The 23314-nt window shown below is 64.8% G+C and carries 33 protein-coding genes; 31 read left to right on the top strand and 2 right to left on the bottom strand.

The window, feature by feature from the left end; all coding sequences use genetic code 11:
- Positions 1–3 precede the first annotated feature (3 nt).
- From LHJ54_RS12380 to LHJ54_RS12465, 18 genes are all read left to right on the top strand, one after another.
- Positions 4–402: a hypothetical protein gene (locus LHJ54_RS12380; RefSeq protein WP_228244190.1), complete on the top strand. Its 399-nt coding sequence runs from the start codon at positions 4–6 to the stop codon at positions 400–402.
- Positions 386–730 carry a hypothetical protein gene (locus tag LHJ54_RS12385; protein ID WP_228244191.1) on the top strand — a complete coding sequence of 115 codons (345 nt, stop codon included), beginning with the start codon at positions 386–388 and terminating at the stop codon, positions 728–730. The genes LHJ54_RS12380 and LHJ54_RS12385 overlap by 17 nt, the downstream gene beginning before the upstream one ends.
- A gap of 19 nt (positions 731–749) precedes the next feature.
- Positions 750–1445 carry a hypothetical protein gene (locus LHJ54_RS12390; RefSeq protein ID WP_228244192.1) on the top strand — a complete coding sequence of 232 codons (696 nt, stop codon included), beginning with the start codon at positions 750–752 and terminating at the stop codon, positions 1443–1445.
- The gene (locus LHJ54_RS12395; RefSeq protein WP_306437079.1) at positions 1415–2566 is read left to right on the top strand and encodes a phosphoadenosine phosphosulfate reductase family protein; all 1152 of its coding nucleotides are present in this window, start codon (positions 1415–1417) and stop codon (positions 2564–2566) included. The genes LHJ54_RS12390 and LHJ54_RS12395 overlap by 31 nt, the downstream gene beginning before the upstream one ends.
- Positions 2567–2589: 23 nt before the next feature.
- Entirely contained in the window at positions 2590–2970 is a 381-nt protein-coding gene (locus tag LHJ54_RS12400) for a hypothetical protein (RefSeq protein ID WP_228244193.1), read from the top strand.
- Positions 2967–3248 carry a hypothetical protein gene (locus LHJ54_RS12405; RefSeq protein WP_228244194.1) on the top strand — a complete coding sequence of 94 codons (282 nt, stop codon included), beginning with the start codon at positions 2967–2969 and terminating at the stop codon, positions 3246–3248. The genes LHJ54_RS12400 and LHJ54_RS12405 overlap by 4 nt, the downstream gene beginning before the upstream one ends.
- A 184-nt stretch (positions 3249–3432) precedes the next feature.
- A complete protein-coding gene (locus tag LHJ54_RS12410; protein WP_228244195.1) occupies positions 3433–3975 on the top strand; it encodes a hypothetical protein in 543 nt (180 codons plus the stop codon).
- 195 nt (positions 3976–4170) lie between these two features.
- Complete coding sequence (locus LHJ54_RS12415) at positions 4171–4425, top strand: hypothetical protein (RefSeq protein ID WP_228244196.1); 255 nt, start codon at positions 4171–4173, stop codon at positions 4423–4425.
- Between the two features lie 218 nt (positions 4426–4643).
- On the top strand, positions 4644–5099 hold the full coding sequence (locus LHJ54_RS12420) for a DUF736 domain-containing protein (protein ID WP_228244197.1): 456 nt from the start codon (positions 4644–4646) through the stop codon (positions 5097–5099).
- A 132-nt stretch (positions 5100–5231) separates the two neighbouring features.
- Positions 5232–5480, top strand: a complete 249-nt coding sequence (locus LHJ54_RS12425; RefSeq protein WP_228244198.1) for a hypothetical protein — start codon at positions 5232–5234, stop codon at positions 5478–5480.
- A 53-nt stretch (positions 5481–5533) separates the two neighbouring features.
- Entirely contained in the window at positions 5534–5842 is a 309-nt protein-coding gene (locus tag LHJ54_RS12430) for a type II toxin-antitoxin system prevent-host-death family antitoxin (protein WP_066119358.1), read from the top strand.
- Entirely contained in the window at positions 5823–6221 is a 399-nt protein-coding gene (locus tag LHJ54_RS12435) for a hypothetical protein (RefSeq protein WP_228244199.1), read from the top strand. The genes LHJ54_RS12430 and LHJ54_RS12435 overlap by 20 nt, the downstream gene beginning before the upstream one ends.
- A 10-nt stretch (positions 6222–6231) precedes the next feature.
- A complete protein-coding gene (locus LHJ54_RS12440; protein WP_228244200.1) occupies positions 6232–6879 on the top strand; it encodes a hypothetical protein in 648 nt (215 codons plus the stop codon).
- A 464-nt stretch (positions 6880–7343) separates the two neighbouring features.
- Positions 7344–7673: a single-stranded DNA-binding protein gene (locus tag LHJ54_RS12445; RefSeq protein WP_228244201.1), complete on the top strand. Its 330-nt coding sequence runs from the start codon at positions 7344–7346 to the stop codon at positions 7671–7673.
- Between the two features lie 53 nt (positions 7674–7726).
- On the top strand, positions 7727–7993 hold the full coding sequence (locus tag LHJ54_RS12450; protein WP_053556504.1) for a hypothetical protein: 267 nt from the start codon (positions 7727–7729) through the stop codon (positions 7991–7993).
- Positions 7990–8463, top strand: coding sequence for a hypothetical protein (locus LHJ54_RS12455; RefSeq protein WP_228244202.1), 474 nt, complete (start codon positions 7990–7992; stop codon positions 8461–8463). The genes LHJ54_RS12450 and LHJ54_RS12455 overlap by 4 nt, the downstream gene beginning before the upstream one ends.
- Before the next feature lie 260 nt (positions 8464–8723).
- Positions 8724–8912, top strand: a complete 189-nt coding sequence (locus LHJ54_RS12460) for a hypothetical protein (protein ID WP_228244203.1) — start codon at positions 8724–8726, stop codon at positions 8910–8912.
- Between the two features lie 131 nt (positions 8913–9043).
- Positions 9044–9481: a hypothetical protein gene (locus LHJ54_RS12465; RefSeq protein WP_241721455.1), complete on the top strand. Its 438-nt coding sequence runs from the start codon at positions 9044–9046 to the stop codon at positions 9479–9481.
- Positions 9482–9756: 275 nt separating this feature from the next.
- Here the strand turns inward: LHJ54_RS12465 and LHJ54_RS12470 are convergent, their stop codons facing one another.
- Complete coding sequence (locus tag LHJ54_RS12470) at positions 9757–10194, bottom strand: hypothetical protein (RefSeq protein WP_228244205.1); 438 nt, start codon at positions 10192–10194, stop codon at positions 9757–9759.
- 520 nt (positions 10195–10714) lie between these two features.
- Between LHJ54_RS12470 and LHJ54_RS12475 the strand changes: the two genes are divergently transcribed.
- The 3 genes from LHJ54_RS12475 to LHJ54_RS12485 all read left to right on the top strand — a co-directional run bounded on the left by LHJ54_RS12475 (position 10715) and on the right by LHJ54_RS12485 (position 13303).
- Positions 10715–11692 carry a DUF2493 domain-containing protein gene (locus LHJ54_RS12475; protein WP_228244206.1) on the top strand — a complete coding sequence of 326 codons (978 nt, stop codon included), beginning with the start codon at positions 10715–10717 and terminating at the stop codon, positions 11690–11692.
- A gap of 471 nt (positions 11693–12163) precedes the next feature.
- Positions 12164–12721 (top strand): hypothetical protein, encoded by a 558-nt coding sequence (locus LHJ54_RS12480; RefSeq protein WP_228244207.1) that lies wholly within the window; start codon positions 12164–12166, stop codon positions 12719–12721.
- A gap of 357 nt (positions 12722–13078) precedes the next feature.
- Positions 13079–13303 (top strand): hypothetical protein, encoded by a 225-nt coding sequence (locus LHJ54_RS12485; protein WP_228244208.1) that lies wholly within the window; start codon positions 13079–13081, stop codon positions 13301–13303.
- A 109-nt stretch (positions 13304–13412) separates the two neighbouring features.
- On the opposite strand, the gene LHJ54_RS12490 is transcribed toward LHJ54_RS12485, so the two are convergent.
- A complete protein-coding gene (locus tag LHJ54_RS12490; protein ID WP_228244209.1) occupies positions 13413–13628 on the bottom strand; it encodes a hypothetical protein in 216 nt (71 codons plus the stop codon).
- 541 nt (positions 13629–14169) lie between these two features.
- Here LHJ54_RS12490 and LHJ54_RS12495 point away from each other — a divergent pair.
- The 10 genes from LHJ54_RS12495 to LHJ54_RS12540 are packed head-to-tail and all read left to right on the top strand — an operon-like array spanning position 14170 to position 23300.
- Positions 14170–14460: a ribbon-helix-helix protein, CopG family gene (locus tag LHJ54_RS12495; RefSeq protein WP_053556512.1), complete on the top strand. Its 291-nt coding sequence runs from the start codon at positions 14170–14172 to the stop codon at positions 14458–14460.
- Positions 14453–16912, top strand: a complete 2460-nt coding sequence (locus LHJ54_RS12500) for a type IV secretion system DNA-binding domain-containing protein (protein WP_228244210.1) — start codon at positions 14453–14455, stop codon at positions 16910–16912. The genes LHJ54_RS12495 and LHJ54_RS12500 overlap by 8 nt, the downstream gene beginning before the upstream one ends.
- A gap of 1 nt (position 16913) precedes the next feature.
- Entirely contained in the window at positions 16914–19922 is a 3009-nt protein-coding gene (gene mobF, locus LHJ54_RS12505; RefSeq protein WP_228244211.1) for a MobF family relaxase, read from the top strand.
- A 2-nt stretch (positions 19923–19924) separates the two neighbouring features.
- The gene (locus LHJ54_RS12510) at positions 19925–20212 is read left to right on the top strand and encodes a hypothetical protein (RefSeq protein WP_228244212.1); all 288 of its coding nucleotides are present in this window, start codon (positions 19925–19927) and stop codon (positions 20210–20212) included.
- A 1-nt stretch (position 20213) separates the two neighbouring features.
- A complete protein-coding gene (locus LHJ54_RS12515) occupies positions 20214–20930 on the top strand; it encodes a hypothetical protein (RefSeq protein ID WP_228244213.1) in 717 nt (238 codons plus the stop codon).
- Positions 20927–21436, top strand: coding sequence for a DUF2726 domain-containing protein (locus LHJ54_RS12520; RefSeq protein WP_228244214.1), 510 nt, complete (start codon positions 20927–20929; stop codon positions 21434–21436). The genes LHJ54_RS12515 and LHJ54_RS12520 overlap by 4 nt, the downstream gene beginning before the upstream one ends.
- Positions 21437–21456: 20 nt before the next feature.
- Positions 21457–21663 carry a hypothetical protein gene (locus tag LHJ54_RS12525; RefSeq protein WP_228244215.1) on the top strand — a complete coding sequence of 69 codons (207 nt, stop codon included), beginning with the start codon at positions 21457–21459 and terminating at the stop codon, positions 21661–21663.
- 26 nt (positions 21664–21689) lie between these two features.
- Positions 21690–22052: a hypothetical protein gene (locus LHJ54_RS12530; protein ID WP_228244216.1), complete on the top strand. Its 363-nt coding sequence runs from the start codon at positions 21690–21692 to the stop codon at positions 22050–22052.
- A 4-nt stretch (positions 22053–22056) separates the two neighbouring features.
- On the top strand, positions 22057–22833 hold the full coding sequence (locus LHJ54_RS12535) for a CsgG/HfaB family protein (protein ID WP_228244217.1): 777 nt from the start codon (positions 22057–22059) through the stop codon (positions 22831–22833).
- The gene (locus tag LHJ54_RS12540; protein WP_228244218.1) at positions 22830–23300 is read left to right on the top strand and encodes a hypothetical protein; all 471 of its coding nucleotides are present in this window, start codon (positions 22830–22832) and stop codon (positions 23298–23300) included. The genes LHJ54_RS12535 and LHJ54_RS12540 overlap by 4 nt, the downstream gene beginning before the upstream one ends.
- The last annotated feature ends 14 nt before the right edge of the window (positions 23301–23314 follow it).

Here is a 23314-nt window from a genome sequence, read left to right on the forward strand (position 1 = left end):
GCGATGTCGCACTGCTACTACCATTGCCTGTCGTCGGTTCGCCGCTGGGGCGGACGGGTCGAGAATTATCGGGCGCTTCACGACTGGTTCGACCAGTCCAAGGCAATCATCGCCGACCCCCGGCACCGTGCCCTGCGTCACCACGCCGAAGGCATCTTCATGCTCGAGACGATCTTCGGCCAGACGATCGTCAACGGCGACGGCCGCGTCGTACCGGTCCGCCTAATCGGCGAACAGCACGTCATCGAAGATCTCGGCCGCGTCCCCTCCTTCGCCGATTGGGCCCGCGAGATACGGCCCGCCAGCTGGATGCTCCGCGCCAATCCGCAAGGCTCGCCGGGGCTCGACCCCGACATCATTACCGTCACCGTGAAGGGAGAGCCCGATGCTAACCGACTCTGAGCGCTTCGCGTTCACCGCGCACCGCATCCACGCCTTCGAGACGACCGGCGACGCCTACGATGCGACGCAGACCGACGAGGCGATCGAGACCGGCGACACGCTGCTCGTACACGCCGAAGGCGTCGTCGCGGTCGCCATGACCTGGCCGTTCGCCATCACCACCGCGCACGGCCATCTGCACAGCATGGCGCCGCTCAAGGACGGCGACACGCTGGAGATCGTCGCCGGATCGCTGAACGTCGAGCCTGACGCCATCCGCCGTGCGGCCGAGCTCGCGCGGCAGCTCGGTTTCGAGATCGACCCCACAGTCGCCCCCATTCTGGCCTGACGGCAACCGGAGACCCACCGTGGCAAACAATTATCTTCAGGCCGCATTCGCGGTCACCGTTACCGCGTCCGAAGCCCGCCTGATCGCCGCGGTCCAGCGCGCGATCGAGGCCATCGACAGCGGCGTCGAAGGCGACGAAGCCACCGCCTTCGTGGCGGACCTCGGCCCCGAGTTCGCGACCGCTTTCCCGGGCGGTGATGCCGAGCCGTTCGCCGGCGTCATGACGATCTTTCCCGACGCGGATTTTCCCTGTCTCGACGCCGACGTCACCATCGAGGACGGACCCGAGGCCGACACCAAGATCGTGAGCTTCACCGGTGACCAGTTCGGCGTCGAACAGGTCGCAAACCTGCTGTTCGCGTGCGCCAAGTCCGCGTTGCCGTTCGGATTCCAGTACGCCTACACCTGCGATCGACTTCGCCACGACGAATTCGGCGGTGGGGCCGTCGTGATCACCCAAGCCGGAATCCGTTACCACAGCACATCCGATATCCTGCGCGCCGGCCTCGACGACACACCTGCCGAGGAAGGCCGTTCGGGCTTCGTGCTCGCCACGCGCGACCCCGAGCATGGCTTGTCGTTCTGGAACAACGAAACCGGTTTCGGACGATTGGCTGAAGCGACCGTCTTTTCAGAGCCCGAGGCCGCCGCGTTCGACAAGCCGATTGCCGACGACGAACCCGAATGGCTCGCATGCCCGGCAGGGTCGCCGTGACCGCCGTCGGCCGTATCGCCCTTCCCGCGGCCAGCGCCATCCCCCCGATCGCGCTACCGCCGGAGATCGAGCGGGCACTGCGAGACAGTGCCTGGGCCGTATTCAACCTCTCAGGCGGCAAGGATTCGTCGGCCGCGCTGTTCGCGACCATGTTGGCGCTGGATGCCATCGGGCATCCGCGCTCCCGACGGATAGCGGTCCATGCCGACCTCGGCCGCGCCGAATGGGATAGCACCCCTGATATAGTCGAAGCGCTGGCCGTGCGCGCAGAAATCCCGCTGCACGTTCGCCGCCGCCGAGGAGGCGACCTGATCGATCGCTGGGAACAGCGCTTCGCCAACGGGAAGGTCCGTTACGAGAACCTCGAGATCTACAACCTCATCGGTCCGTGGTCCTCGGCCTCACTCCGATTCTGCACGTCAGAGCAGAAGGCGCAGGTGCTTGGGCCCTTCCTCGCGCGCGAATTCGCCGGCGAAACGATCGTCCAGATCATCGGCATCCGACGCGACGAGAGCGCCGCTCGCAGCAAAGCGCCAGAATGGAAGCCCGACGACCGCTTCGCGAAGCCGGGGAACGCCAACGGCACCGCCATGATGGTGTGGCACCCGATCGTCCATTGGGCGACCGACCAGGTCTTCGCGCTGCACGACGCCCTCAGCATCCCGCTCCACGAAGCCTACACCTGCTACGGATCCACGCGCCTATCATGCCGCTACTGCGTGCTGCAGTCGCTGGCAGACGCCAAGGCATCGGCTTCCGCGCCATCCAATCGCGACGCGCTCTTGCAGCTGGTCGACCTCGAGGCACGCTCGACCTTTTCGTTTCAGCCCGCGCGATGGCTGGCCGACACCGCACCGCATTTGCTCCCGGCGACGCTGCGGGCGGATATCGAGCGCGCGAAGCGCGACGCGGCCGAGCGCCGCGCGCTGGAGGCTGCGATGCCCGCCGGTCTGCGGTTCTGCAAAGGCTGGCCACCCCGCCTGCCAACGCTCGACGAGGCAGCCCGGATCGCGGCGTCCCGCGCATCGATCCTGGCACGCCACCGCCTCGAGAATCGCTTCAGCGATGCCCGCGCCGTGCGCGGCCGCTTCGAGCAGCTGATGCTCGCCAAGGCCGCCTGATCCTCTCGACACGGAGAAGTCCCATGCCCGATATCACCGAACTGCCCGTCATGCGGGCGGCCGACGCCACCGCGATCGGCTTCGCACAGTTCAACGACGTTCCGCACAAGGTGATCGACATTCCCGACGGGGGATTCACCCTGACCACCAAGACGAGCGACGGCAATCGCGTCACCTTCTACTTCGGACCCTACGAGACCGGAGGCCCGCCAGCGTTCATCGACATCCAGTACCACGATCGCGGCTCGACGATTTCCAACGCGAACGGCGGGCAATCGCCCACCTTCGACTGCTTTGCCATCACCCGGGGCGGCACCCACGTCGTCGACAGCCGCAAGCTCGAAGAGGGCAAGAAGCCCTCGATCCTCGTGATGCTCCTTGAGCGCCTCGGAGCGCGGTCGTGAAGGAACCAGAGTTTCACCGGATGATCACCGCCCGCGACGCTGTCCGCGCGCGCCTTAACGGCTTGCAGGACCGTCTTCGCCGCGATGCCGCGCACTCGGTCAATTCGCCAGCAGCGCATCGCGGTGACAGCGGATGGCGCAAGATCGATGAGGCCGCATACCAGGACTCCCTGGCACGCCTGCAGCACGCCCATCGGTCGGACATAGGAGCGCTCACCGCGAAGCTGGACCGCCAGCAGGCGGCGATCCGAGTATTCATCATTCGCAACCCCAACTGACGCAAGCGAAAGGCAAGGGGGAACGACAGATTGCTCCGGAACGGATGCAATAGCTCGCAAGCGACAAGTAAAACCGCCGCAAGCGACTGGATTGGCTCGCTTCGAGACAAGCTATTCGCAGGTGCACAGAGACTCTTGTCAATTCCGGGTTTGGACTCAACATATCGATCGAAAGGATACGGCAATGCACCGGGTCCACCACTTCGCTTCTTCCGCGGCGGCGCTGTCCGCGCTCCGCGACAATCAGGTTGAACCCCAAGACGTGCTTCTCGTCACAGACGAGTGCGTCGTGGCAACGGCGGGGCCTACACCCTTTGCCGTGACTGTCGAGGCCGGGAGCTTCGCCGTCCTCGACGATGCTGCGGCCGACAAGAACGGGCTGATCGCCGGGGTACCGATCGACACCGTCGTCAAGGCCGTCGACGAAGCCGTTCGGCATTACATGCCGCTCGCCGATCCGTTCGTGCCTTACGCAACGCTTCCGCTGCGGTCATCGGATTGCGCGCTCGCGCACAGCTTAACCTTCGACGAGATCCTGCTGGTCGCCGAAGCGATCAACCATCGGGCCCGCAGGTTTGCGGAGAAACTCGCGCAGGCTCCGGATGACCATGTCGCACGGTCGGTCTGGATCGCCAGCATCGCCCAGCTAGAGACGGCACGCCACAAACTGCTCGAGGGCAGCTTCGGCCCAGGAGCGGGGGAGGGCTCACCGGTCCTCCCAGCGTGACGCGCGGACCCGGCGTCGGTCAAGGATCGGCGGTCCCCCCAATTTTCACGTCGCGATCTCTCGCGAGCCCGCCGCCTTAGAAAATCGGTTCCCCCACCGTCCGCCATGCGGCGCGACGGGCTGCGCCCGATCGCGTCCCTGACCTCCTGGTCCCGCGCGTCCTGCCGGAACCCTCGTCAGATCAAGGAGGTTACCATGACGAACATGCCAATCGACTTCTTCCGCGCGCTGCGTTCTGCTAGGATCAGTGCCGACGAAGCCCAGAAGGTGGTCGAAAGTCTCGAAGGACACATCGCCGTGAAGATCAGCGAAGCCAATGCCAGCCTCGTCGGCGAACTGAAATCCATGCGCAAGGACATGGGCACACTTCGGTGGCTGCAGGTTACCGCGATCTCACTCAGCGTCATTGCTGGAACCATCGGGGGCTACGCCGCCGCGATCATCAAGTGATCCAAGGGGGCTTCGGCCCCCTTTTTTGTTCGTCCTCTTCGATCAGCCCTGAGAACTCCTGAACTGCCCCAAGGCGGACACGTCGCCGCGCGAGACGCGCGGACGCCGGACGGGCGCGCGAGGCGCGCCCTGCTCGGCCTGAAGAGGCCGAGGAGAGGAGTGGGATTGAGAGAGGTGTCGAAGACAGGGTGTCCGAGACGCCAACCAGGAGAACTACCATGAACATCGGTTCCATCAAGCAGAACGACAACGGCATCTACATGGGCCGCATCTCGACGCTCGCCGTGGCGATGACGATCGCGCTCCGCCCGGTGAACAGCCCGAACCCGAAGGCGCCGCGCTTCGAGGTCCACGCGCTCGGCCCCAACCGCAACTGGGTGCAGGTCGGCGCGCTCTTCGAGCTCCACTCGAACAACACCGGCGAAGCGTTCCTCAACGGCCGCATCGACGACCCGTCGCTGGCTGCGCCGCTGCAGGTCTCGTGCTTCCGCCAGGAAGACGGCAGCTACAACGTGGTCTGGTCGCGCCCGACCCGTCGCCGCGACGTCTCGCAGCAGCTGGCCGCGAAGACGGACGAGCTGCCGCCCTTCGGCGACGACGCCGGCGACGCCGGTGACACCAGCGGCGCTCCCGCCGACGGCCTCGGCGAATCCACCGCCGAATTCGCCAGCTGACCTCCCCCGGGTGTGGGCGGGACCGCTCCCCACCCGCCTGCACCCCCTTCGGGGCCCGTCTCTCCCCCTCCGGAGACGGGCTCCATTTTTTTGCCCGCACGGCATGACGCCGTCCCGCGAAAGGACAATCCCATGGTCGACAACTCGCACTCCGTCAGCGTCACCGACGTGATCGGCATTCCCACTACCGCGACGATCGCACATTCGCCGAGCGGCAACATCTGCGGGCTTCGTCTGACCGGTGGCCGGCTCGTCCGACCCTGGATCACTTGGGAGATCGAGGACGCCGGCGAGAACCACCGTGAGCTCGATCACGATGATCTGCTCGCGCTCGGCTTTCAGCCGACGCTCGAGACGGCGATTGCCATCGACCCCGCGTAAGTGGCCTTGCGATTATGGGAATAATTGCTATTTTCACTCGAAAGGAGTCAGCCATGACCGCAGCGCGCCCTCTCGAGCAGCATGAGCGTATCCCGCTCACGCGCTTCCACAATAACACAGGCGAGTTCCTCGACCTGTCGACACGCACACCGGTCATCCTGACCAGTCATGGGCGCGAGCGACACGTCATCACCGACGTTGCCTATTTCCGTCACCTCGAGGACGTTGCCGCCGGTCGATTGCTCGATGCCATGGGCATCGAAGCCGTCCGCACCGCCGACATGACCGACGAGGACCGCGCTGCGTTCAACGCCGCCCGTCCGACCGCCGACGAGCTCGCAAATGACCAGTGGGACGACTGAGCTACCCAAGCCCGGACATGTCCTGCGCTACGTCTACCTCTTTGCCGAAGAGGCTGCGCGCGGTCGTGACGAAGGCGTGAAGGAACGCTTCGTGGTCGTCGGCGGTGTCCTCGGTCGCCGCTATCGCGTCGCCGCGATCACCACCAAGGGCGAGGGCAGGGAAGGCACCCTTCTTCTTCCCGCGCCTGTCGCAACCGCCGCGGGCGTCACCGTCGGTAGCAGCATCGTGGTGAGCGAGTTCAACCGGTTCACCTGGCCCGGGTTCGACATCCGGCCCCTCTCGAAGGATGCCGGCTACATCGCCGGGCGCCTGCCACCTGGATTCACCAACACCCTGATCGATGCGCTGATCGGCGCAACCCCGGTCGATCGCGATTGAGGGGCACGACATGACAAAAAACCTCCAATCCGCATATTCGCAGGCTATCGCGGTTTCATGGCAGACTTTGAATCGGAAAGAGGTCGAAAAGAGACTAAATTCTGACCGTTATCCCGATTTTCGCTGGTATCGCGCATCGGACGAGTATGACCCTGAACAGGTCAACTTCGACATTTGGGATACCGAGGGGGCGGCGACCATGTACGACTTCTTTGGCGATGAGGATGGGTACAGCGTTGCACTCCAGATCGATATGCTCCGGCCCGCTGCGGATCTGCTTGAGCTACGCTATCCCGATCAGGGTGCCTTTACCCTCCTCGATGTCGATTCGGTAATCCTGGCCCATTTTGCGGCAGCCACGATCGCCAAGCATTGGCTGTGCCTGTGCACCACGACACTTGACGACGCCCCTATCAGCTTCGCTCGGCGCTCGCTCGTCTTCCCATCCTTGGAGCGCTTCAACCGTCACTTACGCTGGGAGTACGAGGAAATAGCCCCTTCGGCGTCATTTGCTCGCAAGCTCGAGGCTGCGCTGAACCATTGGCTTCCGCTTCGTATGAAATTCTATCACTGGACCAACACGATTAGCGCCAGCGGCCACCACGTCGTTGATCCCGACTTCGACGCAATCTTCCGGAACGTGAACTCAGGACGCTGACATTGCCTGCGCTCCGCACGGGCGGGGACGCAGTTTCGACCGCGCCGGCCGCCTGAAGCGGTTACGCCAGCAGGGCGCGACCAGCAGGCTCCGTGGACCGACCCCCAGGCGGGCCGCTCCGCCATAGTCTGCGCCCAGCATTATCCGATCCGAGGCGCGCTGCGGCCCCGTTGGCGCCGATGCAGATCTCGGGGCCGCGGCGCGGCCGAGACAGTCGGCTGCCCGTTATTCGGTGCCGATCTCCTCGGCGTCAGCGGGTTCGCTCGCTCGGGTTCACTGTCACCTGCGGACCACCGCGAACAGCTGCAACCCCTTTAGCAGGGCCGTGTTGCCGCTTCGCGGCTGCCCGCACCACCCCAGCGAAAGGGGTTTCCCTGCGCTTCGCTCCGGTGCCGCTGCCCGCGGTGCCCCGCTCATCGGTGACACCCGGCGGACGACCCGCTGGACAGCCAAGGAGGCACCCGATGAACAACGTCAACCTGGTCGGCCGTCTGAGCCGCGACCCCGAGACCCGCAACGGCAACACCACCGTCACCACCATCTTCGTCGCCACCGATCGGCCGAAGCTGCGGGACGGCAAGACCTACAAGGACGAGAGCGGCTACACCGCCAAGGAAACCGAGTTCCACAAGGTCACCTGCTTCAACGGTCTCGCCACCGCCGTCGCCAACAACCGCAGCAAGGGCGACCTGGTCGCGGTCGAAGGCCGCCTCCACTACACCCGCTGGCAGGACGCCGACGGCAACGACCGCTACGGCTGCGAGATCATCGCGGACCGCATCGACTTCTACTGACCCCCGACGGGCGGCGCTTCGGCGCCGCCCGCTTCGTTTCAGGAGCACCGCACATGCCGCATACCGACCTCTTCGACGATCGCGACATTGCCCGCGCGACCCGCAAGCTCGCTGCCCTGCAGCGCCACGCGGAACGGCGCGATCGGTTTCTCGACGCGCTCGACTTCGACGCACTCGATCCGCAAACGCAGCGCGAAATCTGCATGGAGGATCACCACCTCGCGGAGCAGATCAGCTTCGGGCCGATCTACCTCTACCATCTCGAGACGCTCGAGGCGCAGCGCGCCGCGATCGCCGCCAGCATCCCGCTGGCGGCATGATCGCCTCCCGCGTCAGGCGCGTGTTAACCCACGCCCTCAACCAAATCGCACCGGTCGCCACTTATCCTGGGCGCATGCTCGCGCTCCTGCGTAAGACCCCGGCCCATAACGGTTTCCCGTTCACACAGCAACGGCGCGACCTGATGGATCGCGCCCGCGAACAGCTGACGCTTCTCGGATTCTCTCCGGCCAAGATCGACGGTATGCCAGGCTTTCGTTACCAACTGCCTGCCGGGCACGTTGACGTTTGCTCGACGATCCACACCGACGGTACAACCATGCGGGTCAGCTGGATGGTGACCCTTTACCGTCACTCCACCCGGGGCTGGTCCGAAATGCGGACGATCGGCGAAGATCTCGACGCACTCGGGCCGAGCTGCCACACAGCCGTACTCTCGCTCCTGCGGCCGAGCGGCGATGATACCGCCTACCGCCCGCGTCGCGGGCGGTACCGCGCTCTACTCCGCTAGGCTCCTCGCGGCCCTGGCTGCGTTAGGGCCGGCTTCGTCGCCAAGCTCCACCGAGCCCCTGCGGGTCTCGGCCCTGCCGGGTCACGATCGACTGGCGGGCAGGGGTGCCTCTTCCCACAAATCCCATCGTGCCACGCGCGGCCCGCTATGCGTCAAGGATCCTGCGGCCCGCTTCGCGGCGCCGGCACGCCGGCGTCCTTGACCCGCGTTCCGCGCGCGCCCCTCCGAGCTGTCGATCCCGACACAACGGAGGTTAACCTATGTCAGTCTTCAAATCATACGATCGCGCGGTTGCTCATGCCGAAGCCGAAGCTGTCGCCTGGGAAAGCGACATGCACATCGTCGCCGCCGCGAACGAGACGTTCGCCGTCGTCGACGAATTCGACTTGACGCCCGAACAAGACAACGCAATCGTCGACACGATCTTCTTCGAAGATACGGCCGACTGATGCCCGGGGGCGGCGCTTCGGCGCCGTCCCCTTTTTTTGCTGCAAGGCCTCAAAGAACGCGGCCGCACCGGAATTTTTTTCCGGATTTACGACAATGATCGACGCCATCATCCAGCGACACCATGACTACGATGACAATGACCCATATTCAGCAGACCTGGATAATCGACTCCGCTCTTCTTCAGCATTCTCTGGACGCTAACGGCGACTTATCGACCCTCGTCTTTGGTTTTGAAATCAAGGGGCAGCGCCCTGACACAATTCACTCGGCGCACATCGTCCCAAACCCAATGTTCATATCCATGGGCGGTGACAATATCCGTCTCGCAAACGGGCACGAGTTAGGCGTCGATGGCGACAACTTCCTGGGTACATTCTCCCGCACCGAGCCTGACGGCCGCTACGCGATCCTACGATCTTCGCAGGAGGCAATCTTCCGTATGGCTCAACTGTTCGCAGCTCACCTTCCGATCGCAGCGACCGTTTACGGCTACGAAGCCGCCGACGGATCAGGAGGCATCATTAACGGATTCATGCTGGAATGCGTTAACCTGCAATCAAACGGGTAACCTCGGCGCGCATCGCGCTTCGCGCTGCGCCGTCTAATGAGCGGGGCGCTGCGGTCTCGCTTCGGCCTACGGCCTGGCGGCCTTCAGCCGAGGCTCGGCGTGTTGGCTCGCCCCGCGGGCGCTCGGTCCCGCCTCGGGGCGCGGCTCGGCCGCGGGCACGGCCGCCGACAGATGCCGGCGTCTCGGCCCGCGACAGTCGCCGCCAATGCCCCGGGCTCCTGCGGGCGCCGACCGTTCGCTGAGCCGCGCCGCGCTTCTGCGAAGCGCCGCGCGGCTCACCAGATCACGCGATAACGGTCCTTCGGCTCCACATAATACGTTCGGTGCTTATTCGTAACTCTCCGGCTACCATTCCCTCGCAGACGGGTGAAGACCTCTACCAGCCACAGCTCCTCGCCCGACGCCTCGAAGCGCACAAAGCACACCACGTCACATTCCTTCCCGGCCAGATTGACGTTGTCGATCCGGCTTAGCGCGGTCGACTTCACCTCGATCGCGACCTGGTTCAACTCCAGATCGCACTCGTCGACCTTGTGACTGACATGGCTGGCCCCAAGGATCTTCGCGGCATGCACCTCGCCCAGCGCGCCCAGGAACTGACTGGCCAGCTTCGCCGGCCGATTTTCCGCGGCGGGCGCGCGCAATTCCGCGCGAGCAGCTGCTTGCCCGTTCAGCACGAGAAGGCAGGGGTGTTGCTGGGTCGACGCCGGCATGATCGGCAAAATAGCCTGACGAAGTAAGAGATTGGTTACGCATCCCGCCTTGGGGCGGGACTGCGCTCTATTGCGCTAGGTTCGTCGTGCCCTGGCTTCGCCTGGACCTCCTCACCAAGCTCCACCGAGCCCCTGCGGGTCTCGGCCCTTCGGGTAACGATCGACTTGCGCGACGCCGGGCGTCCTAGCTGGTCCATAGCAGGCGCTTTGCGCCTGCCGGACTGCGCTCGGTCCACCCGGCGCACCCGCCATAAAACAATTATCTCTCTCTCTCTGATTTGGAAGCATGGCACGCCGGATTGGCGGGCCTCAAGGATCGGTGGTTCCCCCAATTTTCACGCGGCCGACCCTGCGGGCCGACCACGAGAAAATCGGCTCCCCCACCGCCCGCTTCGCGGCGTTAACCGGGGTCCGGCCCAAGGGCCGGCTTCCCGGTTAACGTCCCTGACCCCCTGATCAGCGGCGTGCCGACAAGGACACCTCATCGATGACGATGAGGACATCAACCTTGGAGGCTACCATGAACAAGTTCACCGATTTCACCGCTCTCGCCGCTTTCCTCGAAGAGGCTCGCGACCACGGCATCGACACCTCGAACGAGTACGCCAGCAGCTTCATCGAAGAATCCGAGATGGCCAAGCTCAGCGTCGTCTCCGAACCCGAGAAGGCGGACATGCCCGACCCGTTCCAGGTCGAAGCAGCCGTCGACCTGATGATGCGCACGATGTTCGACGTGCTGCGCGACACCCGGATGGAAGAATTCGCAAAGGATCTCGCGTGGGGCTTCTGCAACAGCTTCCACATGGTGGCGAAACGTCTCGAAGGACGCGAGGATGACGCCGCCCGCAAGCTGGGCGAACTCGCGCGCACCTTCGACACCTCGGAGATCTACGCGAACGAACTCGAGGACACGCAGCTGCTCTGCCAGACCCTCGAGGGATGCCGGGCCGCGATGGAGTGCATGCGCGACCACGCCGCCGAGATCTACCGCGTCGAAACGGGTCAGCCGTTCTCCACCGTGAAGGGCAGCCGGGTCTCCACCAAGCTCAGCGCTTCGATGATCGACGCGCGTGATTACCTCGCAAGCCGCGCACGGACCCGCCGCGAACAGTTCGCGCCCGAAGGCCCCGTCGTCGCATTCTCCGGAGGTCAGGAGTGGCACGACCACGAACTGCTCTGGGACCGCCTCGACCAGATCGCCAAGCGCATCCCGTCGATGATCCTAGCAACGACCGCACAGGCCAAGGGTTGCGACGCCATCGCAACCGCGTGGGCAGCATCGCGCGGCATCAAGGTGGTGCAGTTCAAGCTGGACCGCAGCCAGGGGGCCAAAGCCGCCTGGGTCCGCAACGACCGCATCGTGAACCTCAAGCCGGTCGAAGCGATCGTCTGCGAAGGATCGGGCGTGCAGTTGAACTTCGCCCAGAAGCTGCGCGCCGCGGGCGTTCCGCTTCACGTCTTCCGCCGCGCCCAGCAGCGCTCTGCCGCCGCAGCGTGACGCCCTCGGGAGGAGGCTCCGGGAAACCGGAGCTTCCTCCCTTTTTTTGCCTCGCTCGACGTGCGCCCCGGGGGCATCGAACCCCCGGGTCGCACCGGGGACTGATCGCACAGCGATCGGGATGACGCTACGCCCGCTGCACGGCTCGCCGGACGGCCCTGCGGCCGTCTCGGCATCGCCAGCAGCGTCCGCGCCAAAGACGCCGCTCACGGCTCGCCAGGACGCCCCTGCGGGCGTCTCCGGCTTCGCCCGCCGCGTGCCTGCTCGGCACGATTGCGATCGCTCACACCGTCCCGGCTCGCTTGCCTGCACGCAGCCCTGACGGGCTGCGCGGGCCTGCGCCTCGCCGCTCCCGGTGAACCTGCAGAGCGCAACGTCCCCATGCGTCCCCCGGTGCCTGCCGCCTCCGGCGACGGCCCGGGGAGAGAGGTGAGGGGGGATCGGAAGAGTGAACCATTCGGGAGTTCCGAGATGATCACCTTCACCGTTCGATCCGATGCCGAATTGCGCGCCAAACCGGCAGTCGTGACCGCTCGGCAGCTGGCCGCCTTCCGCGCGTTCGCACGTCAGCATGGCCAGCTCGTCGGCGTCTATGATGACGATGACTTCGACTATCTCGCCTACGGCTTCGAAGCCCGCGTCTGCCCGTGGTCCTGCGCGACGATCGCCGGGCTCTTCGGCGACAGCGAAGCCGTCATCGCCGTCGTCGAAGAAGCCCAGTTCGAAGGGCTCAACGTGCGCTTCTGGAAGGACGAGGAATCGGCATCGATCATGATGGGCGTGTCCACCACACCGGACGGCACCACCGAAATGCAATTGTCGAACGCCAACGCTTACGCACTGCTTGCGGCGATCGGCGCAGGGCGCGACGCGACGGGCGAGATCGACCTTGCAGATCTGACGTCCGCGATCACAGATCCCGCCACACGGCGTTACCTCGAGCGCGAGGGCATGGACACCTACCTTGGACAGCTGGACGCCATGGCGTCGCAGCGTTCGCAAAACGGCAAACGTCTGGTCTGGGCCTAGCTTCCTCCCAGATCGGGCGTCCGGGGGCGTCGGCAGTGCCGGCGCCCCCTTTCATTTGCCCGAAAGGCTCAAGGCTCTGGCGGCACCGCTGCGCCCTCCAAGGAACCAAGGGCTCTCACACATGACTTCCCATTCTGACATCCGCCAGGCAGGCGGCGTCAAGGATCGGCGGTACCCCCAATTTTGACGGCCCGGGCCACTCCGCTACGCTACGCTACGCTCCGGACCCGAACCGACAAAATCGGCTCCCCCACCGCCCGCTTCGCGGCGCACGGGCTGCGCCCGCACGTCCCTGACCCCGCCTGCTGCCGAACGTCCCTCATGACCCTGTCAATTTCGACAATCATGGAGGCAAACATGACCCTGCAACTTCACTACACCGGCACGAACAATTCCGCTTACCTCGACGCTCTCGAAATTGCCGAACGACGCGCTCCACACAGCTACTTCAACCAACACATCATCGCCGAGCGAGACAACAGCTTCATCGCGATCGACGAGGGCGACTACAACGCTCTCCCGGCACATCTCGCAAGCCGGGTCATCCACACCATCCCGGGCGGCATGCACGACGAGTTCTGAGACGACAAGGGAGGGGCCACGCGCCCCTCTCTTTTTGCTTGCTGGGCGAAACGGACACGAGGGGCATCGAACCCCTCGCGTCCGTGTCGTGGCGCTGTCCCTTTGTCGATCAGGCGAGGCGTTTGATCGTCTCGTCAAGACCAAGCGCTTTGATGCGCTTCAGGACCGTGTCCAGCTGCTCCTCGCTTGCCCTCATCAGGATGCTCTTTCCGATCAGCTTCTGACGCTCGGATTGCTCGCGCTCCTGCAGCCTTTTCCGGCGCTCGGCCAGCCTCGATTCCTCGGCCTCGATTGCCTTGCGTTCGCTCTCAAGTGATCCCGCCATTCTCGTCTCTTTCGTGCTTCGTTCCTGGGTGCCTCCGAGCGAAACTTTAGCCGCCTCCCTACGCACATGGAAGCGCCGGGAACTGGCCATGCCGGAAGAGGCATGGGCGACCCTCTTATGTCCGAACGAAAGGAGGCGCGTGCCTGGCCTTCGGCTAGGGCACGCTTAGGTCCGGGATCGCTTCGCTTTCCCCTTGGACGGTCCGGGGCCGTTGCGCACAGCGCAGCCCCTACCGGAATCTGGCACCCCTATCGAAAGACCAGTAACCCAGGAGCAGCAACCACGTCAGCAGTCCCTATAGATTTGCACACCGTATGCGGCGACCGCACTTGTTAACTCGTTGATAATACTGCGATACTACGTCTGTAATCTCGTCATACAGGTGTAGTCGCGGCCTCAGTTTGCCGCTACGCGACTGATATTCCGCGATTTTCGGCAAACGACAATCGGAATACAGTTTCACTCTTCACGCCCTGACAGCCTTGCGCTAAAAGGACACTGCGAAACCCCCACCAGCCAGTCCTGAAGACAGGGACTGGTGATGATCGACAAGTCCAAGGTAATCAGCCTCAGGCTGACCGAACAAGAAACTGCTGCGCTCGACAGCGCTGCGCGGAGTTTGGGAACAACCCGCGCTGAAGTCATTCGGACCGCGCTTCGCATAGGCGTCCCATTCGCCGTTGCTTCGCATGGCATAAATGCCCCGCGGCTCGTCATGTGCCTCGAACGCATGCAGGCTGCACTGGACGTTATTGTCCACCGGGAACACGCTGACGCAGCCCCTCAACTGAACACGATTGCCGAGCAACGCATGGCCGAATTCCATGCGTAGGGACGACATCCGTTTCAACGGCAAAGCGGCCACCGTCGAGCACCATTCCGCACGCGGACGCGTGACCCGAAACGCGGGCAACTTCACCCGCGGATCGCAGCTCGTCACGCACGAGTTCTGGATGTGGTTTGCAGGGATCAGCATCCCCCTCAAGATCTACGGTCTGGTGCTCGCCATCTGCCTCACCGTCTTCATCCTGTTCGGGCTCGCCGAGTTCGAATTCCAGATGATCCTGATGCGTCTCTATTCGACGCTCTGGACATACCTCGGGTTCGACCCGCAGAAGATCGTTCACCTGACCCTCCCGGGTCGAACGATCCGCGCGATGCCGATCGGCTACGTGCCCTTCAATCCGTTCGTCGACGCGGCCTGGCAAACAATGATGCGCATCCTGTTCGCATCGCTCGTGATGAGCGCCTTTATCACCGCGCCGCTGACCATGTGGTACGTCGATTTCTCGCGCAAGCGGGGCAAGGCGATCCTGCAGGAACGCCATGAACGCGGGGCCATGCTTGTCACGCGCGACATCCTCCAAAACGAGGTGCGCGCGCACAACAACAACCGGTTCGCCTACGAGTGTCAGAACCTCTCTCCGCCGATGCTCCCAAAAGACGTGGTCGTCCTGAATCGCGCGTCGAAAAGAGCGCTGGGCATTCACCAGCCCTACAAGATCGCCGGGATCGCCTATCCGTGGCGCCTCGAGCAGTCGCACACGATGCTGATCGGCACGACCGGCGCAGGCAAAACCACGCAGCTTCGCAGCATCGTCAAGCAGCTGCGCGAGCGCGGGCACAGCGCGGTTATCTTCGATCTCACCGGCGCGTTCGTCGAGAGTTTCTACAACCCGGAAACCGACGTCATCCTCAACCCCATGGACCAGCGCTGTCGGCCCTGGACCATCTTCAACGACTGCGACATCTACGCTGATTTTCTGTCGGCCGCGACCGCGCTCATCCCCTCCGATCCCGGTGACAAGGAGCCCTTCTGGCAGCTCGCGGCGCGGACCCTCTTTGTTGAAATCTGCATCAAGCTGAAAGCGGACGGCGAGACCTCGAACGCCGCGATCGCGCATCACCTCATGACGGCCGAGCTGAAGCGAATCCACGCCAAGCTCGAGGACACAGTTGCTGCGCCGCTGACGACCGAGAAAGCGGCGCGCATGGCGGAGTCGATCCGCTCGGTCTTCAACACCAACGGCAACGTCCTGCGGTTCCTGCCCGACCCGGTCGAGGGCGGTGCGCAGGGCTTCTCGATCACCGACTGGATGACGGAGGAGCAGGCCCCCGGGTCGATCATGTTCATCACGTCGAACCACACCGACCTGACGCTCACCCGTCCGCTCCTGACCCTCTGGATGGACCTTGCCGTCAACAGCCTGATGCGCCTGCCCCGCACCCGCGACTTGCGCACCTGGTTCCTGTTCGACGAGGTGCATGCGCTGCACGCACTACCGGCGATCGAGCATGGCCTGCAGACTGCACGCAACTTCGGCGGCGCGTTCGTGCTTGGCATCCACTCGTTCGACAAGCTGGTCGAGACCTATGGCGAGCAGGGCGCGGTCAGCTTGACTGGCCTTGCGCGCACCAAGCTGATCCTCGCCACGGCCGACTATCGATCCGCCGAGCGCTGCGCGGAATTCATCGGCAACCGCGAGGTCCGGCAGATGGATGAGGCCTACAGCTACGGCTACAACAACACCCGCGACGCCTCGACCCTCACACCGCGCAAGATGATCGAGCCACTCGTCATTCCCGACGACATCACGAACCTGCCGTCGATGCACGGCTTCATCAAGTTTCCCGACGGCTTCCCCGCGGCAAGGATCAAACTGCAGTGGCAGGACTATCCGAAGGTCGCCGAAGGCTTTCTCCGGGTCACCAAGATGGAACCGACGCCCTACGTGCCGCCCAGGGCCAAGGCGCCTGCGGCGCCGAAACGCGCGGAAGAGGGAGGGGAGGGTGGTCGCGAGCATACGCCGCTCACCGGACCGGAGGACGAGCAGGAAATCGAGCGCACGGAACCCGGCGAGGAGGCCAAGCAGCAAGACGCGCGCTCAGAAGCCGAGCTGGCGGCCGAGGCAATGGTGGTGCGCGGCGATCTTGGCGCAGTCGTCAACGACATCGGGCGCGCACCCGCCCCCGCCCAGGACCAGTCACCCCACGTAGCGGAAGGCAGAGAGGTGACTGCGGGCGCAAAACCGGTGGGGGGCGCATCGGTCTTTAGTGTCGGCGCGCTTACCGCCAAGACGGATGAGCTTGAGATGGCTCGCACCAAGGCAACGCAGGCGCTGACCGAACGTCGACATGGCCCGGACGCGAGAGACCGGGGCGAAGAGCAGATCCTGCGCGAGACGCGCGAGGGCGCCGGCGCTGCCCCGCACGATCCGCACCACCATCACCACCGCGAAGACCCCGCCGTAGAGGCGGAGCTCGATGACGACATGGAGATGTGACGTGCTGAGCGTTGCCTCCGTCAAATCCGCGTCCGGCGCCGCGAACTACTTCGCGAAAGACGACTATCATGCGGCCGAATACTACGCCGGCGAACACGCCACCGAAGCCAGTGGCTGGGCGGGAGAGGGGGCGAAGGCGCTCGGACTGACCGGCGAGGTCGCAAAAGAAACTCTCGAGAAAATCCTCAACGGGGAATTGCCCGATGGGGAGAAGGTGGGACAGGTCCAGAATCGACAGTCTGGCATCGATCTCACCTTCTCGATGCCCAAGTCGGCGAGCGTTATGGCCTATGTCGCCGGCGACGAACGCGTCCTGAAGGCACATTGGACCGCTGTCCGCACGACGATGGCCTGGGCGGAGAAGCAGTTCGCGGAAGGGCGTACCTACGAGCGGACCAAATCAGGCGAACCGGTGCGGACCGGGAACCTGGTCTATGCGATGTTCCAACACGACACGAGCCGCGCGCTCGACCCACAAGGGCATATCCACGTCGTGATCGCCAACATGACGCGAATGGCCAACGGTGCCTGGCAGGCGCTGCACAACGGTCAGCTCTGGAAGAACAACACCACGCTTGGCGCTGCCTACCACGCGCAGTTCCGATCCGAGTTGGCGAAGATCGGCTACGAGACCGAACTGACCGGCAAGCACGGGCAGTTCGAGATCAAGGACGTGCCCAAGGAGGTGCTCGAAGAATTTAGTCAGCGTCGCGCGCAAATTTTGGCCAAAGCGGAAGAGCTCGGATACAACACGACACAGGGACTTCGGAAGGTCACAGGAACCACCCGCGACCCGAAACTCAACGTCGAGGATCGGTCGGCGCTCCGGGACAGCTGGCGCGAACGCGCCGCGGCGCTGGGCTTCGATGGCAAGGCTCTGCTGGCCCGAGCGATCGGACGATCGAGCCCCGGCGCGACAGAACATGGTTTGCGGACTGAGCGGGGCCTCAACGAGGTTCTGACCGGTGTCCGGGAAGCGGTCGGCAGTATATTCAGTCCGCGCGACCCGCTGGTCGATCGCGGCCTCGACCGGCTCGGACTTACCGCCTCTGAATATCGCGCGCAGCACGCGGTCGCCTCGGCTGTCCGCATCCTCGAGCAGCGTGAGGCAGCGTTTTCGGTGCCCGAGGTCACCCGCACCGCGCTCGATCTCGGGCTTGCCGGCGTTACGGCCGAGAAGGTTGACGCGCGCATCAGCGAGCTCGTCCGCGAAGAAAAGCTGATCCCGGGAAAGTCCAACCGGATCGACGGGGTCGTGACGCATGTCACCACGCCCGAAGCGCTCGCGACTGAGGCGAAGATCCTGGCCGAGATCGACGCGGGGAAGGGGGCTGCCAAGCCGATCGTCGCGCCCGACCAGGTGGTGATCCGGCTGACCGACGCGTCCGGGGACAAGACACTGAACGCCGGGCAGATGGCCGCTGCCACGCTGGCGCTGTCCTCGTCCGATCGGATCGTTGCCGTGCAAGGCGTCGCCGGCGCCGGCAAGTCGACCATGATCGCCAGCGTTGCCCGGGTTGCCGAAGCCGAAGGTCGCAAGGTGCTGGGCCTCGCCTTTCAGAACAAGATGGTCGGCGATCTGCGCGAGGGCTCGGGGATCGAGGCGCAGACGGTGTCGTCGTTCGTCAACACCTATGCCCGCCATGCGCTCGCGGGGCGGGGAGAGGGCTACGAAGGGGCTCGGAACGAACTCAAGGGCACGGTCCTCGTGCTCGACGAAGCCTCGATGGTCGGCAGCACCCCGATGCGACATCTGGTCGGGATCGCCAATGCGCTTGGGGTCGACCGCCTCGTGATGATCGGCGACCGTCAGCAGCTCTCCGCGATCGACGCGGGCAAGTCGTTCGCACTGGCGCAAGCCGGCGGAATCGCCATGGAGCGCATGGACGAGAACCTGCGCCAGCGCACGGATCAGCTGCGCAGCGTCGCCGCGCTCGCCAACCGCGGAGCCGTGCGCGAGGCGCTCGGTGTCCTGGGCGACAAGCTGAAGGCCAGCCCGGCCCACGTCGAGGCGGCCGCCAACCACTGGCTGTCCCTGCCCAAGGACGAACGCGACGCGACCGCGCTGTTCGCTTCTGGCCGCGCGTCGCGCGCCGAGCTGAACGAGCGCGTGCAGGCGGGGCTGAAGGCCAACGGCACCCTGGCGGGCGAGGGTCGGACGTTCAGCGTGATCGAACGGGTCAACACGACCAGGGAGGAATTGCGCTACGCCAAGACCTATGCCGCCGGGCAGACGCTCGAGGTCGCGCGCGCGGTCAGCGAGCTCGGACTTCGTCGCGGCACCTACGAGGTCATCGGCGTCGATGCCAAGGGCAGGGTGGAACTGCGCTCGGGCAGCAAGACCCTGCGCTTCGATCCGCAGAAGATCGACCCGATGGACAAGCGGGATGCGCTCGGCCTCAGCCAGCGTGAGAGCATCAAGCTCCACGAGAACGACCAGATCCGCTGGACGCAGAACGACAAGGATCGCGGACTGCTCAATGCCGCTCTCGCGAGCGTGGTCTCGGTGTCGGACAAAGGGATCACCGTAGAGGCGGCCGACAAGACCCTGCACGAACTGAAGACCGGCGATCCGATGCTTGAGCGCATGGGCCTCGCCTACGCGCTCAACATGCACATGGCGCAAGGCATCACGGCCGACAAAGGCATCGCGGTGATGAGCTCGACCGAGAGCAATCTCTCCAACCAGCGGCTGTTCAACGTGACCGTGACCCGCGTGCGCGACGATCTGACGCTCTACACTGACAACAAGGACAGGCTGACCAGCGCGATCGAGCGCAACGAAGGCAACAAGACCTCGGCGCTCGAGACCGTGGGCAAGATCGACGTCGACGCCCCGTCTCGGAGCGCTCCGGCTCACGGGCCTACGCCGCGCGAGGCCAGCTTCAACCCGACGCTGCCGCCTGACCTTACGTCACTGCACGGCAGGCCACTCGGCCTTGGCGCAGAACTGGGCCCGCCTGCGAAGGATCTGCCGTTCCCCGAAAAAGACATTGGACTGGAGCTGTGACCATGACCAACCCCGAAATGACGCCCGTGATGACCTGGGATTCCGTGAAGCACCTGCAGCACGTTCACTGGTGCGATCTCGAAGCCAACAGCCTCAAGACCTGCATCGCCAAGGCGCATCACGAACATGCGATGAAATGGGCCGGGGACGCTCTCTCGTTCGCGGCGATCGCGGTCCTCCTTCTGTTGCTGCTGCGGCCGCTGGCGCGCGCGCTGACAAGCAGCGAGCCGGGGGAAATCACCATCCGCCTGCCCGCGCGTCGGTTCATGCCGGCGAAGGCGCGATCCTGACATGGGCCTTTCCGACCGCGACTATATGCGCGACCAATACCGAAAGCGCGGTGCGGCGTCGTCGATCCCTGTCTGGAAGGACAAGAAGGGTCGGGTCGAACGCGACGACGTTCCCTTGGGCAGCGCGAGCTGGGTCGGAAAGAACACCGAGTTCGACGAGTACGATCGCATAGCGATGCGCTACGGTCGCCGTCGGCGTACTCGTACAGGTCGCGCCGGTTGGACGCCTGCTCTGCGCGGTCTGATCCCCATCCTCTGCCTGGTGCCGGTGGCGATCGGCATCTTGGCCGACGCGAAGCGTCGGGGGTGGCTTCCGGATTTCCAGCCAGCGATCACCTTTCCGGAATCGGGAAGTGTCGCGGTGGCGCGCACTTTGCCGTTGGGTCTCGTTCAGAGCCGCCTGCGCGTGAGCGCGGCCGAGGCGAATGCCGTCGTCCAGCTGATCGACGCCGACACCGGCGCACACGCTCTTTCCGTCTTCGTGGCAGCGAACGACGACGTCGACGTTCCCGCCCCGGCGGGCAGGTGGCGCATGCGGATCATCGAGGGCCAGAACTGGCACGGCCCGAAGGACTTTTTCGGGCCCAACACCCAATTCGAGACCGTCGCCAAGCTGATGGATTTCCCGGCGCGAGGCGGAAACGGCATTAACCTGCATCGCCGGTTCGATGGCAACCTGCCGACGCGTCAGATGCTGACCGGACCGGATCCGCTATGACACAGCAGCACATCATCTTCCTGGTCCTGGCGATCCTCGCTGTCGCCTTGCTGCGCTTGCTAGGCGGGGGATCGGGCATTGGTCGCTTGCCGGTGCGGCCGCGCGAGCTGATGACCAAGCGCGAGCGGATCGTCTGCGGGTTCATCGAGCAGGCAATTCCGAGCGCGCGGGTTCATGCCCAGGTGTCGATGGGCGCGATCCTGCAGCCGGCCCGGGGGCTCGACCGGAGCGGCGCGACGTCGGTGCGCAACCGCTTCTCCTCCAAGCGGGTCGACTTCCTCCTCGAGGACCGGGCCAGCGGCGACATCATCGCGATCGTCGAGCTCGACGATCGGACCCACAACGCCCGGCAGGATGCCCAGCGCGACCAGATGACGGCGCGGGCGGGCTACACGACCGTCAGGCTCTCGGCGGGCCGTCAGACCGCCCTCAGCGTGCGCAGCGCGCTTGCCGAGGCTTTGGCACCACAACCGGATTCGCGCGCGATGCGCCGAACAGCAGCGTGATGACGCGGAAAGGAGGAAGCATGAGCAATTGGGATTTCCAGGAAATGGGCGACTTCGGCGACGAAGCCGCTGCGGAACGCTGGGCGAAACGCAACGACGTGGACCTCCGCGATATCCGCACCAGCAGACGAGGCGACGGGGTTCGATTGGAGATCCGCCGCTCGGCGCTCGGCGACAGCGGTCGCCGGGATAATGACCTGCGCGACGGCCGTCGCACGGGGTGGTGAAGACAACCAAGAAGGAGTGAATGGAAATGATGAAGCGATACATGTTGGCGTCCGCGCTCGGCCTGATGGCCGCGAGCGTCGCCGTACCCGCGGCAGCTCACGCTGCCGAACCGGGCCCGGTCCTCCTGGCCATGAACGAGTACGCCGCTTCGACCGCCGGGACGGATGTCGCCGCGCGGGTGGCGAAGAAGAAGGCGGCCTACCACGCGCACGCCGGGAAGCACCACGTCGAGTGCGACCTCAAGGACTGCGGGGATTGCCCCGACTGCCCTGATTGCCCCGATTGCGCGGACTGCGACGAAGCCAAGGTCGCGCGCAAGGTCGCCGAGGAAAAGGCGGGCATCTGCGATCCCACCAAGCACGCGCAGGGCAAGGTGAAGCATGGCTAGGCGAATGATCGCCGCTGGGTTGCTGGCGGGCCTCGCGCTCGCCAGCACTCCCGCGCTCGCGCAAAAGCTGGGGCAGGGTGGCACCGGTGTCGACGAGAACACCGAGCTGCCACGATGCGCGGCCCCGCTCGGCGTCGTTGCCCTGGTCGAGGAGAAGGCGCCCGACATGCGCGACAGCCTGTCTCCCGGTTTGGCAGCGCTGCTCAAAATGGCAGAGGCGCAGCAAGGAGGCGGAACGGCCAGGGTCGACCCCTTGCCGCTCATCAAACTCATGGCCGCACGCTCGAACTGCTTTCGGGTAGCAGACCGCGGTGCCGCAATGTCCGCGCTCGAGCGTGAGCGCGCGATGGCGGGGGCAACGCCGTCCGCGGCGATGACCAAAGCGGACTACCTCATCAGCGCGCAGGTGCTTTATTCCGATGCCAAGAGCCGCGAAAGCGGCGGCGGCTTAGGCGGCGCGCTGGGCGGCGCGGTCGGCCTCAAGTCGAAGACGCTCGAGAGCCAGGTCATGCTGTCGCTGGTGTCGGTCGACACCGGGTTGCAGGAGGCGGTCGCGACCGGCTCGGCCCGAAAGAAGGACATCGGCGTCGTTGGCGGTGGTCTGCTGCTTGGGCTTGGCGTGGGCGCGCTCGGCGGCACCTACGGGTCGACCGATATCGGCAAGATCACTTCGCTGGCGGTCCTCGACGCGTTCCGCAAGCTCGTCGCCGACGTACAGGCACGCTTGCCGGCCAAGCCTGCAGCTGCGACGGCACCGCAGACCGAAAGTCCGAAGCCATGAACATGCTCACCGGCGTCCCGGCGGCGAATTGCCCCTACTGCACCAAGCCGCTGGGTCGTTGGGCTGACGCGCAGCTCGTCCACCGCTGCGCGGTCTGCGACCGCCCCCTGGGCCGCGTCCGAGTAAGCAGATCGGTTCGCTTGTATCGGATCATGCCGATGCTCGATGTGACCAAGATCCTCGGGACGGTCCTCGCGCTGTGCGGCATGGTTCTCATGGTCGTGGATCCCGCTCTGGTGAAAGGCTTCGTCCTGCTGATCGCCTTCGCGCTTATGACCTACGGGCTTACCGACGTGTTCGATGGATGGCTTTCGGTCCGCACCCGGATCGATCGCACCGCGCGAAAAATGCGCACGGGGGCATCGGCTCGCCGCGCTGGATTGGCGAAGATCCTGTTCGGCTTCTTGACCTTGACGGTCGCGATCATGGGCATCGTCGTTAGGTCCAGTCTAGGCGCAACTGTCTGACTTTACGTGCTGAA

It is taken from the genome of Porphyrobacter sp. GA68 (assembly GCF_022605525.1).
GTDB lineage: Bacteria > Pseudomonadota > Alphaproteobacteria > Sphingomonadales > Sphingomonadaceae > Qipengyuania_B.